Origin of the sequence: Lacticaseibacillus daqingensis, from assembly GCF_003946115.1 — a bacterium.
Lineage (GTDB): Bacteria > Bacillota > Bacilli > Lactobacillales > Lactobacillaceae > Lacticaseibacillus > Lacticaseibacillus daqingensis.
The window spans coordinates 138,758-151,747 of sequence record NZ_RHOH01000004.1; the positions used below are offsets into that span (position 1 = coordinate 138,758).

Consider the following 12,990-nt stretch of genomic DNA (forward strand, 5'->3'; position numbering starts at 1 on the left):
CGCGGTCACGGCGCTCGGCCGCGTGTTCGTGCAATCAGCATAGCACGTGAAGCGCGGCGCGAAAATATTTTTTCCTTTTCTGCTTGCGTTTCGATCAACCCGCAATTATAGTGTACTAGTAATCTATTACACGCATACGGGAGGTGATGACTTGGAGTTTGACGACAAGGTCCCCATTTACTATCAGATCGAGGAATACATCCGTCAGCAGATCATCAGCGGTCAGCTGGCGGCCGGGGCACAGGTCCCGGCGGTGCGCCAGCTCGCGCTTGACCTCACCGTCAACGTGAACACCATTCAGCGCGCCTTGAGCCACCTCGTGCAAACCGGGGTGCTGGTGTCCAAGCGCGGCTTGGGCAATTTTGTCACCACCGATGCCCACGTCCTCGCGGCGTTGCGCACGGCGGCGATTCAGGCGCCGCTGGCCCAGCTGTACGACCGGCTGGCCGCCTTGAACCTCACCGCAGACGAAATGCGCGCTGCGCTTGAAACCTACATTGCCCAACGAGAGAAGGAATCTGAATGACAAGCTTAGTCGATGTCACCGCACTCACCTACCGCCGCAACCACCGCACGATCCTAACCGGGGTCGACCTGCACCTCGCGGCCAACCGCATTGTTGGCCTGCTGGGCGCCAACGGGGCAGGCAAAACCACGCTGATGCGGCTGCTGAGCGGTCTGGCCGTCAACTTCAAAGGCCATATCGCGATTGCCGGGGCGACGACCGCGACGGCGCGCAAAGGCCAGGTCGCCTACAGCAACGCGTTGGCGGAAACCGCACCCCACCAGCCGGTCACCGCGCTGGTTGACTTTTGGGCGACCTGTTACCCTGACTTTGACGCGAATCGGTTTGCGGCGCTGGCCGGGGAGCTGGCCCTCCCGCTGGATCAGCGGCTGGAGGCCCTGTCCAAGGGCACGCGCATGAAGTTGCAAGTCGCCTTGACACTGGCGCGCGAGGTGGCCGTTTACCTGCTGGACGAACCATTTGACGGGATCGACAGCATGACCCGTAAAAGTATCCTTGCCAGCATCATCACCTGGAAGCCGGCCAAAGCCACCATCCTGATCTCCGACCATCACGTGACGGACATTGCCCCGCTTCTCGATGAGGTGATCGTGATCAAAGACCAGCACCTCATCGCCCACGAGGCCACCGAGCGCATCCGCGCCATCCACCATCAGAGTATCGAGACTTACTACGAACAGTTCTACGAAGGAGGGCACGAGAATGACTAATTTTGGCCAATTAACCGCACAACTAAGCCACCAGCGTCTCCGCCAAGCCGGTCAAGCGCTCGGCCTGTGGGGCCTGACCACAGTGGTGGCCGTGGTGATCGGGTTGCTCACCCATGGATTGGCGCACACCGACTGGCCGACGACCCTGATTCTCTTTGGCCTTGGCTTTTCTCTTTTCGCCAGCGTGATCCTGATCGTCTGGTTCGCACAAGCCACAGAGCGGCTTTGGGGTAGCGCCCAGTACCGCTTGCTGCCGATTGGCAATGGGCGGCTGATCACGGCCAACGGAGTGGCGCTGACGCCGGGCCTTGTCGCCTATTGGGCAGGGGTCGCCGTGTGCATCACGGTGGCGATTCTCGTGACCGGGACAACGCAATTTCACTTTGACACCACCTGGGCCGACATGGTCCAGCTCATCGTCCTGTGGGTGGTGCTGCACCTGTTCGTTTGGGCCTTCATCACCATGGTGCACCTCCTCATCAACACGATCCGACTCTTTCTCCCCGAGAGACAAGGTCGGTGGGTAACGCGTGGCTTGTCGCTGCTGGTGGTCGTGCTCAGCGTCTGGGCCATGAACAGCCTGATCCACCTCCTCAGCGCCCCATTTGACGGCCTGCTCCTGAGCCCCACGCTTTCAACCAATGCCTCGTATCTCATCGGCACAGGTTGCTACGTGCTCCTGATCGCCTTGATGACCGCGCTGAATGTGCTTCTTTTGAATCGCTTTGTCGAACCCGCCTGACATGATTGTCAGCACGTCTAAAGTCACCGGCACCCCTGCGCCAGCCCCGTGCTGGCGTTTTTTTATTTGAGGCGCGCAAAATGCGCGCCTTTTGCGAATCTATTATGTGTCCCCCACAATCAACGGTTACGGAGGTGCTTCATGCATCGTTTTGTGTCCGCATTCACGGCCTTACTTCTGGTGACGGTGCTCGCGCCTTACCCGCGCAGTCAATCCATACAGGCAGCCGCGGTGCCCACCGTGTTCACCCAGGCGCTGCAAGCGCAGACCGACCCCACGTTACCCTACCTCGTTACCTCACACACCATCAATTATCACTACGGCGCAACGGTCCCAGATGCGCCACCGGTCACGACCTTCTCGTCGGCCCCGCCCACTTGGCAAAATGCCTACCACGTCTTCAGCGTTGGCGGCGCGCCAGTGGGGTATACCCGCCGGCTGATCACGCGGCAGCTTGGCTCCGTTTTTGAGGAGGAACTCGACGTGATCGGGGCCCCAACGCGCCCCACCGATCTGGCGCTTGTCCTCGCGGCGCGGGGGAGTGACGCGGCCATCTTTGCCCCATTGGTTCAAGCCTTGGCCGCGATGACTCCCGACCAGGACGTACGGGTTGCCTTGATCCACCCGAGTACGGCGACCGAGGCGGTCGTCACCCAGTTTGAGACCGGGGTCTTCACCACGCCGGCTGGCCTACTCGCACAGCTGGACCAGGCCTCTTCAGCCACAGCCGATGCTGCCCTAACGCCTGCGATCGCGGTGGCCCATCAACTACTCGCCACCGCACGCCCGGATGCGCGCAAGCGGCTGCTGGTGGTGGCGGGCGCTGACGGCGAGGCCACGGCTGGCGATGAGACGGTAACCCCTGCTACGCTGCCAGACCCATTACGTCAACCAGCGCCATCAGTTCAGTCGGTGACCCCGCTAGTCAGCAGCCTCAGCCCCGCGTTACGGCCGGTCACAACCAGCTTGACCCTTAGTACGGCACCGCTTCTGCTGCACCAACTGACGACCGCCACCGGCGCGTCGCCACAACCGGTCACGCCAGGTTCACTCGTGACAACGGCGACCGAGGCGCTGCGCGATTTGACGGCCAGCCTGGTGGATGCCACCGTGACCGTGACGCTGGCGCCAACGTTCACTCGCGCCAGCATGTCTCAGTCCAGCCTCCAAGTTGCCGCCACCGGTCAAGTCACAGCCGGTGCGGCAACGCGCCTCACCTCAAGCCCGACCACAGCCGGTCAGATGACGCTCGGTCCCTTCACCCTGGGGGCCGGGCAAGGTATTCGCCTCACCACTCAGATCGGTTTCACGCCCGCAGCCAACGACCGGACTTTTCGCCTGGTCGGTGACGCGCAGGTCAACACGCCGGAGGGGGTAACGCTGGCCTTTCCAGAGCCGGCCATTCGCCATCCCTCGCCCAGCCAGCTGATTTTTCAGGTGGTCAGCGATTGGCAAGATGTGGGCAATCGGTGGCAAACCCGGCCGGCAACGCTGACCTTCCAGGTTGACCAGCAGGGGCCAGCGGCGGTTTGGCAGCCAGTGCAGACGCTCCCTGCGCCGGCTGGCGAAAGCGCACCGGTCAACTTAGCCGCATGGGCGGACCTAGAACTGCGTCAGTATCGCGTGCACCTGCCCAATGCACCACCCGGCTACGTCACCACGCCTGCCAGTGCAGCTGTTTGGTACACCGGCAAAGCGCAGAAGCTGGCCTTCACCCACACCCTACTGACGGTGCCGATCACGCTCACGCGTCAAGGCCCTGCCAACCAGACGACGGCAGGCCAGGCGCTCACCTTAACGCGCACCCAGGGTGGACAACCACTGACCCGCACGACGGATGCCAGCGGGCGCGTTGATTTTGGTGACGTCCCCTGGGGTGACTACGTGGTGACCGCCCAGCCGGTGACGGGCAGCACCCCGCCCCCACCGCTTCCCCTGCAGGTGATCGCAACCACCACTCAGGCACAGCTGGTCGTGCCGCCACCCCTGCTACGCGACACCCTGAAACCCTTCACGCTTCAGCTGATGCTCGCGCAACCCGCCGGCGCGCGCTTTGCCCTCACGACGCCCACGACCACCCAACCGCTCACAGAAGCGCCTTTGGATAATGCGCAACCGGGCACTTACACCTTGACAGAACTTGTGCCACCGACTGGTTTTTCACCGCTTGCCGGTGCATTTACCTTCACGCTTGATGCGCGTGGGGACATCACCGCACTGGCTTATTCCGGTGATGACCTGGCACCTGAAGACTACCGCCTCACATCAACGCTGAGCCCAGGCACTGCCGCCAACCAACTGACGTTCACCCTGGCGCAACGGCCCAGCCCCGCCACCACACTGCCTGCAACCGGCAGCCGTGCCTTATTGTGGCTAGTGGTTGCGACCTGCGCCCTGTTTGGCCTCGCCGTCCTTCACGAAAGGAGTTTATTATGACAAAATTGCGCTTTGTTTGGTTCCTCCTCGCCGTTGGCCTCTGCCTCGGTCTGTTGCCCAGTCAGGGGACACAAGCTGACTCGGATACGGTGACGGTGCATTTGCAGCCCAAGCGCGCAGACGACCTGCCACCGGTGCGTAACACTGGCGACTTGATGCCGACGCTCGCGGCACTGCCCGCGACACCCGCCACCTTCGCGGTTTACGATGTGACCACGGCCTTCAACACCCTGAACGCCACCCAGTCCCTCGAAGACGCCGCCACCACTCTGAGCCGCAACTGGGCGGTTCAGCCCGCTGATGCCCCGATCGGCGAAGCGACCACCGACGACCAGGGGGTGGCCACCTTTGCCACGCTGCCGGTCAAAACCGGCAGCATCTACCGCGTGTACCTGTTTGCCCAAATCAGCGGGGCCACCGACCTGATGTGGGCCACCCCGACGATCTTTGCGGTGCCAACGGACGCGAAGCGCCAGGCAAGCTACACGCTTTACCCCAAGGCGAGCGGCCTGACGAACACCCTTCAGCTGCCGGATCGTCCCTTGCCAGCACTCGGCAGTGTGCTCAGCCTACCAGGCGGCCAGCCGCTCCAGGGCCGGCTGCGGTTCACCCTGCCCGCCACGCTCGCCGCGGAAATGGGCAACAGCACGCTTGCCCCCACGCAGCTACACCTGCAACTCACCAGCACCAGTGGCTTGGCGCTCGCGTATGACCAGCTCACGCTGACGGCAGATGACCAGCGCCTGCCCGGCGACTGGGCGCAATGGGTTCAAGCCAGCGCGCACCGGCTAACCCTGCTCGTTTCACCGCAGACCACACCGGAAGCGTTCGCGGCGCTGGCGGCCCACGCCGGCCAGCCGGTCACCTTAGCTTACACCGCGCACGTGCAAGCTGGCGCCACCCCGTTTGCCGATCAAAGCACGACCGCCACGCTGACGGTGACCCAGGCTGAGGCCACGCGCACCCTTGAAACGTCAAGCAACGCCATTGAAACCGGCGCCACCCATGTGGTCCTCACTGACGCATTCACGCACCAGCCGCTCAGCGGGGCAAGTTTTTTGCTCCACCGCGCCGATGGGACCCTGGCACAGCAGACTGAGACAGGGTTCACCTGGGTGACCGATGCCGCTCAGGCCGCGGTGCTCCCTGTCACTGCCGATGGCCTGACCCTCACCGACCTAGCCGCCGGCGACTACACCCTCGAAGAAGTGGCCGCCCCCCTTGGTCACGAAATCACTCAGGCTCACACGCCCTTTACCATCGCACCGGGCGCCATTGGCACCGGCCCGGTGCTGACGACCACCATCACGCACGCCCCTGACACCGGCCTGCTCCCGGCAACCGGCAGTATTGCCGCTGGACTGCTTTTGCTCTTAGGCCTCAGCGCCAGCGGCAGTGGCCTCCTGCGCGTCTGGCGGCGGCGCCAGGCATGAGTCGCCGCCGCGATTGGCTCACCTGGGGGCTCATCGGCATCGGCGTGCTCCTATTGAGCTACCCCCTCATCGCCCGCCCCTTGAATGCGCGCCTGACCAGCTGGCGACTCGCCCAGGCCACCCACCAGCTGCAGCAAAATGCGCAAGCCGCGCGGACCGCAGAAGCGGCCGAAAATGCGCGGCTTGCGCAAAACGGCCTGTTGCCCAATGCCCCCGATTTCATCGCGTCGGCCACCCAGGACACTGACCTCGCCAGCCATCTGATTGGGGTCGTCATGATCCCCAAACTGACGCTACAAGTCCCGCTGTACGATCAGACCAGTGCCGCGGCTCTGGCCCGCGGCGTCGGAGTGGTGCCCGGGACCAGCTTTCCACTGGGTGGGGCCAGTCGCCACAGCGTGATCGCCGGGCATAACGGCCTCGTCAACCAGGTGCTGTTCACCCACTTGGACCAGCTCAAGCGCGGTGACCGTTTCAGCATCACCGTTGGGGCCACCACGCGCGTCTACCAGGTTGAGCGCATTCGCACGGTGTTGCCGGCGCAAGCTGATGCACTGACCCTTGAGCCAGGGCGCGACTTGGTGACGCTACTGACGTGCACGCCCTTCATGGTGAATGACCACCGCCTGTTGGTCACCGGCCACCGCGTGCCACTCACCACAGCCGAAAAGCAAGCCAATGCAGCCGTTCCCGAGCGCCAAAGCCAGCGGGTGTGGCTGATCGGGGCCGCTGCAGCCGTCCTCCTGCTACTCGGGAGCTGGCGCGCACGCTGGCGCTACCGTAACCGCAGCTGACGGATCCGGGCAAACACTGCGTCTTCCGTGCGCCGCGCCTGCCAGCCAGCCGTGTGGATCGTGCTGTTCGGCCGATTACGCTTTTCGTAGAGCAAGCCCGGCCAGTACGCGTAACGGCCCGCGTTTTGCGCAACGAAGCTAGCGGTGAACCAGTAGTCTTCGGCGATTGACAGGGTCTCATCGAACCGCAACCCACCGATCGCCGACCGCAAAAACGCTTTATTCCAAACGTAGCCGCCGACCGCCGTGCCGTGATGCGTCACTTGATCAAACATGGCGGCCTGGTCTAACTGCTGCCACCCGGTTTCGTGCGCCGGCAACGCGCGAAACCACCGGTAGCCGACGCTGACCGCAACTACCCCCGGCGTGAACCCCGCCAGCAGTGTCGCGGCAAACGTTGGCGCGATAACATCATCGCCATCAACGAACGCAAGCGCATCCCCAGTGGCGTGCGCCAGCCCATAATTACGCGCGGCCGACACCCCGCGGTGCTGCGCAAACCCGTGAAAATGGGTCGCGGCGTGCTGGTGGGCGTACGTCGCCGCCAATTCGGCCGTGCCGTCAGTGGAACCATCATCGATCAACCAAAGCTCATGGGTCACCGTCTGTTTCGACAGCGCGGCCAGCATCCCCGCAAAGTACGGCCCAAGCTGATACGTCGGCACAATAATTGAAAGTAACATCTCGATCCCCCATTTTTCTGAAAACCTCTGGCCTTCCCCACCGCAAGCAGGTAAACTAATCATGATGATAATATTTGCAAGTCGATACTTGCAGTGGGAGGCAATCATGACTGAAGAACGTACCTTGATCTTGGTAAAACCAGACGGCGTCACGGCCGGCCACGTCGGCGAAGTCCTGACCCGCCTCGAACGGCGGCGCTTTACGCTCAAAGCGCTCAAGGTGGTCCAGGCCACGGGCCAGCAGCTTGCGGCCCATTACGCCCAATTGGTGGACGAACCCTACTACCCTGGCATTGAGCGCTACATGGTGGCCAGTCCACTGGTGGCGATCGTGGCAACAGGCACCGATGTCGTCGAGAGTGTCCGCAAGATGACCGGCCCGACCAAGCCGGAGGACGCCGCCCCGGGCACGATTCGCGGCGACTTCGGCCGCGCCTGGGGCCCCGGTCCGATCCAAAACGTGGTGCACAGCTCCGATTCCGTGGCCAGCGCCGAGCGCGAGATCACCATCTGGTTCCCTGAGCTCGCCGATTGACCTGACGCAAAAAAAGTATGCGATTTCACTAGACGGGTAACCGCATTCATGATACGATACACGATGTCTTGTGTTATCCGTGCTAACGATCTCGCTTTGACAGACAACAATCACGCGCTTCTCGATTCAGGGTCGAGAGGCGCGTTTTTTTGTTTTTCAGCGCCAAGCAACGCGCACACCACGCGCCGAACCAGGGTCAGTGTCGCCCCTTTTGCGCCTAAATGCACGTCATTTGGCTCGCATGACGCGCCAGTTGCGCGTATACTCACAGCAAACACCAAAGGAGCTGAGTCACTTGCATGAGATTCCGAACACGATGGCCGAGGTCAACGCGCTGGTCGCCAAAGCAGCCGCCAATGGCACCCCGACTGATGAGACCACGGTGATCACCACGGGCCTTCAAAACTGGATTCAGGAACTGCTGGACGAAGGGTTTGAAGGAGGCTACCTAACCGCCCGCTTCAGCCCGGCTGGGCTCGTCATCACCGGCATCACCGGCGCGGTGACTTACGCCGACGCCAGCTTCACGAGCCCGGCGTGGGTCACCCGCTTCCAAACGGACCCGCACGGCACGCAGATGGCGCTTCAGACGCACTTGCGGCGGCTGATCGACGCGCACCAGATCACCTTTTAGGAGTCGAGTTACTCGCCTTTTAGCCGACTGCCCGCTAGACTGAAGGCATTCTAGGAGGCGATAGCATGACCAGTTTACCAAGACGTGACCCCGTAGCCGATGCCCTGATGACCCCTGAAAACAGTGCGCTTCTCGTGATCGACTACCAGCCAACTCAGATCGCATCGATCCAATCCATCACGCATCCCTTGCTGGTTCAAAACGTAGGTATGACGATTCAACTTGCCAAGGCCTATCATGTGCCCATCATCTTATCAACCGTGAATGTGACCACCGGCCGCAACAAGGACACGATTGCGCCGCTCAAGCAGCTGCTGGGAGACACCCCCAGTTTGGACCGCACCAGTATCAATGCCTGGGAGGACGCGGAATTTCGCGCCGCCGTTCAGGCCACCGGCCGCACCCACTTGGTGATAGCCGCGCTGTGGACCGAGGCGTGTCTGACGTTTCCGGCCTTGGACGCGTTGCGTGAGCAGTACCACGTCCACCCCGTGGTCGATGCGGTGGGCGGCACCAGCACGATCGCGCACGAAACCGCACTGGCGCGCATTGCCCAGGCCGGCGGCGAACTGACTACGAATGCCCAGTTGGCCTGTGAGTGGCAGCGCGACTGGAACCGCGGCGAGTTCGTGCCGCAATTTGTCGATCTGCTGTTGCAGCACGGGCAGTTCGTCAACTACTGATCACAGCACGCCAAAAGCGGTCTCAGGCAACTGCCCGGGACCGCTTTTTTTGCGCGCTGTTCATTGCGTCGCATGACCGAGGCGCGTACAATACGGGCAATGATTGGAGGATCCTCATGCAAAAACTCAAAGCGCGCCTTGACGCCTTCACCGACGCGATCATCGCCATTATCATTACCATCATGGTGCTGAACATCCCACCGGTGCTTCACGACAGTGTCGCCAACTACCTAACGCTGGGCAAAAGTGTTGGCATCTACCTGATTTCGTTTATTTTCATCGCCAACATCTGGTATCAGCACGCCACCGTGCTCGGCGAAATCGACACCATCACCTACCGGATCCTGCTGCTCGACCTGCTGTTTCTCGCCCCGTTGGCCCTGATGCCTTTGATGACCGACATCATGGCCGTCAACACCACGCGCTGGTCGGTGCTGCTTTACGGCCTAGTGCAGCTCGTGGTCAACTTGCTGTTTCGCGTACTGACACGCGCGGTGCTGCACTTTGAGTACACCGACCGGCAGGAGATGAAGCAGGTCTACACCAAAGTGTACGGCAACTACAACCTGATCCTCGACTTTTTGAGCCTGATCGCACTGGCTGTGGCGCTGGTGTGGCCCACGGTGGCGCTGCTGTTCTACCTCGCCTACCCTGGGCTGATGTTCGTTCTCAGCGCAGAGTCGCGCCAAGAAGTCTCGGACGCCACCGCACTGTCCACCACCCAGCAGCAGGACTACGCCGCCTTGTCGGCTACCGAACGCCGCAATTTTCGCAAGGCGCAAGCCGCGAGTCACCGGCAAGCCCTGGCCAATCAGGCCGCCCAGCCGACCGACCCCGCGCAGCCAACCCGCCCGATGCCAACCGCCTGGGCCCAATGGCTCGACCAAAACGTCGACCCGCGGCGTAACGCCATGGTGCGGGCACGGTATGCACAGGCCACCCCTGAGGAGCAAGCCCGCCTGGCCCATTGGGTTGACGTGCACAAACGCCGCCGCTCAAAGTAAGGTGCGATACAGTGGCGCTAACGCGAGCACAGTCCGGTCAAGCTCGGCGTCAAGCGCCGCCGGGCGGTCAAACCACGCGGACTGCGCGGCAAAGGTGCGACCGATCAGCAGCTCCCCGCGCTGGGTCGCGGTGTAACGCATCTGCACCTGCGTCCAGTTCGCTGCTGTCAGCGGCACGGCGGCAGGCGATGTGTGGTCCCCGCTGAGCGCAAACCCTTCCGGCAGTGCCAATGCCTGCGCCCGCAACGACGCCCAGTCGATTGCCGTTGTCGGCTTCGCCTCACGCAACACCGCCAGCCACAAGAACAGGCGATCCGGCCACAATCCCAGCTCTAAGTGCGGCACCATTTTGTACCCGCGCCGATTGGCCGCCAGCGCGACCCACGTATCCGGCGGTGGGTTCTTGTGCCGCCGCTGATGCTTCGCCACATGCAGCGTTTGGGCCGGCACCCCGGCCTGCGCCAAGGCAATCGCCAAGCGTTGCCCCACCCGCTCGAACTTGGGGTCTACCCGCTGCCGGATGGCTGCGAGCCGCCCCACAAGTGTGGGATCGGCAAACACGGTGAAATCACTTCGGTCAAACATTTGTTGCCCTCCCTATGCTATACTGAGGCCAAATCATCTGGAGGTGCGCATGAGTACACAAGACGATCTGACCCAACACCTGAATAACAGTCTCTACGGTCCCCCGCAAGCCAAGCCGGACGAACGCCGCCACTACCTGGGCTCCTTGCGCGAGCGGGCGGTTTTGTTCATCACCAACGACCAGCTCAAAACCCCGGCGGCCTTGCCAGCCGTCAAGCAGGCGATGGCCGCCCACGCCGGGGACGCCCACTACAAGCTGTTGCTTAACGGCAAGCTGGCCACGACCCTGACGGCGCCATTCATGGCCGCCGCCACGGCGCAGGCTTTTGCTTTCACCCTGATCAATGATGACAATGCCGGCGAAGGGCCCACCGATTGCGGCGCCCTGATCACCAGTGACACCGCCATCAATCAGGCGACGATCACGCTGACCACCCCGACCCCAGACCCGGATAAGCCGGCCGGGTTTTTCGACCGTTTATTCCACTCGTAACACCATGCTAGGCTGCGGCCTAGCTTTTTTCGTGGGTCGCGGCTTCAGCCAAAAGCGCAGTCAGGACTAGCGGCGCCAGGTCCTGCCCTACCCCCACAGTCGGCGTGGCGTGCACCGCCAGGCTCGGCGCCAGGCTGACCGCGGTGATGGCCGCCAGCTCCGGATGCGCGGCCTCAAAGGGCTGGTAGCGGTTGGCTAACACCATGTCCACGGCCACCAATCGGCCGCCGACCGCCGCCGCGGCGCGCGTGGCCAGTTTCTTGTAGCTGGGGTCGATCTCGGCTGTGACCGCCACGCTGACGCCACTACCGGCCTGCGCGTGTTGCCGCAGGCGCGCCTCGTGGCCGCGGCGCACCACGCTGGTGGGCGTGAGTCCCTGCCCGTTCAGCACCGCCTGCGCCGCCGGATCCAAGGTCAACCCCTTGGCGGCCACCAGTGCCGCCACAGTCCGCCGGCCGTCCCCGACAACACTCAGCGGTTCGCACTCCAGCACTGCCAACACCGCCCCGTTCAGGACGAAAAAGCGCGTGGCCGTGCCCGCGATAAACAGCTCGACCAACACGGGGCCAAACGCGGCAGCCGCGCGGTACGCCGCCGTGAATTCGGCCGCCGTGGCCGGCACCGGAAACACGCTGATTCCGGCCCCGCCGTGCCCGCGGTTGGGCTTCACCACCAGACTTTTGCCCGCAAAGCTTGCGTGAAAGTCAGCCAGGGCTGCAGCCTCATCGGTGTAAAGCGCCGCACGCCGAACCGGCAGGCCTGCCGCCCCTAGCAACTGCTTTTGCGCCTGCTTGCTGGCACACACCGCCTGCGTCACCGCACGGTCCAGCCCCGTCAGCGTGCCCGCCTGCACGAACACCTGGTTGGCTGGCGCGGTTAGGGCAACCAGCTCGGCAGTCGCGTCCAGCGTCGTTACCCGCAGGCCGCGCCGGTACGCCGCGCCCACCAGCAGCTGCTGGTCCGCCCCGGCCATTTCCTGGCCTGGCAGGGGCTGATCAAAGCGCCACCCGGTCGCCACCACCGGCGGTACCGCACCGGCCGCCTGCCAGTGCGGCCCCTGCGGCAGTGCGGCTGGGGCACTGAGCATCGCCCACCAGCAGTCGCGCACCCACGCCAAGGCCGCCGCATCAAGGCCGGCCGGCGCAGTGCTCGCCACCACGCCTGCGAGCCGCGCGGCCACGATCGGGCGCTCGGGCGCGACCGGCCCTTGGCGCAGCGCGACTTGCAGCTGTTCGGCCGGTGTGGCCAAGCGGTACGCGATGGCCGGCAAGTGTTGCCCCATCCCAACGGCCAGCTGCTGGTACAGCGTGTTGCGAAACGTCACATAACTAGGCGGCTGCTGGCCGAATGACGCCGTTTCATACAGCCGTTCAAACAGCATCTCCGGCAGCTGCACCTCAACCGTGAACGTGGGCGTCCCGAGTGTCGGTGCGTTCAGGGTGGCTTCAATAGTGGTCAGTTGCGCCACCAGCGCCGCGGGGTCGCTGGTCGCATCCGGCGTCAAGCACACCGATCCACTGTCAGCCTGGACATACGCCCCTGTTTCGGCCACCTGGCCCGGGAAGGCGGCAGTCACTCGCAAAATCGTCTGCGGCCGCAGCGCCCCCAGCCCCAATTCCGTCACCCGTTGACTCAAAGTTGTCATCGCGGTCTCCTCCTATTCTTCATTCAATCAGCGTACCACGTTTTGCATTCCCGTGACGCCCTTGTATACTAGTCATAGTGTTTCTTC

At 63.2% G+C, this 12,990-nt stretch carries 14 protein-coding genes; 11 read left to right on the forward strand and 3 right to left on the reverse strand.

What is annotated here, in order from left to right:
* The first annotated feature begins 151 nt into the window (after positions 1-151).
* From EKM88_RS06835 to EKM88_RS06860, 6 genes are all read left to right on the forward strand, one after another.
* Entirely contained in the window at positions 152-526 is a 375-nt protein-coding gene (locus EKM88_RS06835; RefSeq protein WP_125704521.1) for a GntR family transcriptional regulator, read from the forward strand.
* Positions 523-1,236 carry an ATP-binding cassette domain-containing protein gene (locus tag EKM88_RS06840; protein ID WP_125704523.1) on the forward strand — a complete coding sequence of 238 codons (714 nt, stop codon included), beginning with the start codon at positions 523-525 and terminating at the stop codon, positions 1,234-1,236. The genes EKM88_RS06835 and EKM88_RS06840 overlap by 4 nt, the downstream gene beginning before the upstream one ends.
* Complete coding sequence (locus tag EKM88_RS06845) at positions 1,229-1,978, forward strand: hypothetical protein (RefSeq protein WP_125704525.1); 750 nt, start codon at positions 1,229-1,231, stop codon at positions 1,976-1,978. The genes EKM88_RS06840 and EKM88_RS06845 overlap by 8 nt, the downstream gene beginning before the upstream one ends.
* 141 nt (positions 1,979-2,119) lie before the next feature.
* Entirely contained in the window at positions 2,120-4,414 is a 2,295-nt protein-coding gene (locus tag EKM88_RS06850; RefSeq protein WP_125704527.1) for a collagen binding domain-containing protein, read from the forward strand.
* Positions 4,411-5,847 (forward strand): SpaA isopeptide-forming pilin-related protein, encoded by a 1,437-nt coding sequence (locus EKM88_RS06855; protein WP_125704529.1) that lies wholly within the window; start codon positions 4,411-4,413, stop codon positions 5,845-5,847. The genes EKM88_RS06850 and EKM88_RS06855 overlap by 4 nt, the downstream gene beginning before the upstream one ends.
* On the forward strand, positions 5,844-6,641 hold the full coding sequence (locus EKM88_RS06860) for a class C sortase (RefSeq protein ID WP_125704531.1): 798 nt from the start codon (positions 5,844-5,846) through the stop codon (positions 6,639-6,641). Before EKM88_RS06855 ends, EKM88_RS06860 begins: the two co-directional genes overlap by 4 nt.
* Here the strand turns inward: EKM88_RS06860 and EKM88_RS06865 are convergent.
* Entirely contained in the window at positions 6,623-7,324 is a 702-nt protein-coding gene (locus tag EKM88_RS06865) for a glycosyltransferase family 2 protein (protein ID WP_125704533.1), read from the reverse strand. The two genes, EKM88_RS06860 and EKM88_RS06865, sit on opposite strands and share 19 nt — an antisense overlap.
* A gap of 106 nt (positions 7,325-7,430) precedes the next feature.
* Between EKM88_RS06865 and EKM88_RS06870 the strand changes: the two genes are divergently transcribed.
* The 4 genes from EKM88_RS06870 to EKM88_RS06885 all read left to right on the forward strand — a co-directional run bounded on the left by EKM88_RS06870 (position 7,431) and on the right by EKM88_RS06885 (position 10,180).
* Positions 7,431-7,859, forward strand: coding sequence for a nucleoside-diphosphate kinase (locus EKM88_RS06870; RefSeq protein WP_125704535.1), 429 nt, complete (start codon positions 7,431-7,433; stop codon positions 7,857-7,859).
* A 295-nt stretch (positions 7,860-8,154) separates the two neighbouring features.
* Positions 8,155-8,493, forward strand: coding sequence for a hypothetical protein (locus EKM88_RS06875; protein WP_125704537.1), 339 nt, complete (start codon positions 8,155-8,157; stop codon positions 8,491-8,493).
* Positions 8,494-8,558: 65 nt separating this feature from the next.
* Positions 8,559-9,176, forward strand: coding sequence for an isochorismatase family protein (locus tag EKM88_RS06880; protein ID WP_125704539.1), 618 nt, complete (start codon positions 8,559-8,561; stop codon positions 9,174-9,176).
* Positions 9,177-9,292: 116 nt separating this feature from the next.
* On the forward strand, positions 9,293-10,180 hold the full coding sequence (locus EKM88_RS06885) for a TMEM175 family protein (protein WP_125704541.1): 888 nt from the start codon (positions 9,293-9,295) through the stop codon (positions 10,178-10,180).
* Here EKM88_RS06885 and EKM88_RS06890 read toward each other — a convergent pair.
* Entirely contained in the window at positions 10,172-10,765 is a 594-nt protein-coding gene (locus EKM88_RS06890; protein WP_125704543.1) for a DUF1054 family protein, read from the reverse strand. The genes EKM88_RS06885 and EKM88_RS06890 overlap by 9 nt on opposite strands.
* Positions 10,766-10,814: 49 nt before the next feature.
* On the opposite strand from EKM88_RS06890, the gene EKM88_RS06895 reads away from it, so the two are divergent.
* The gene (locus EKM88_RS06895) at positions 10,815-11,258 is read left to right on the forward strand and encodes a YueI family protein (protein ID WP_164512031.1); all 444 of its coding nucleotides are present in this window, start codon (positions 10,815-10,817) and stop codon (positions 11,256-11,258) included.
* A 19-nt stretch (positions 11,259-11,277) separates the two neighbouring features.
* Here the strand turns inward: EKM88_RS06895 and EKM88_RS06900 are convergent, their stop codons facing one another.
* Positions 11,278-12,903, reverse strand: coding sequence for a hypothetical protein (locus tag EKM88_RS06900; RefSeq protein ID WP_125704547.1), 1,626 nt, complete (start codon positions 12,901-12,903; stop codon positions 11,278-11,280).
* Between the last annotated feature and the right edge of the window lie 87 nt (positions 12,904-12,990).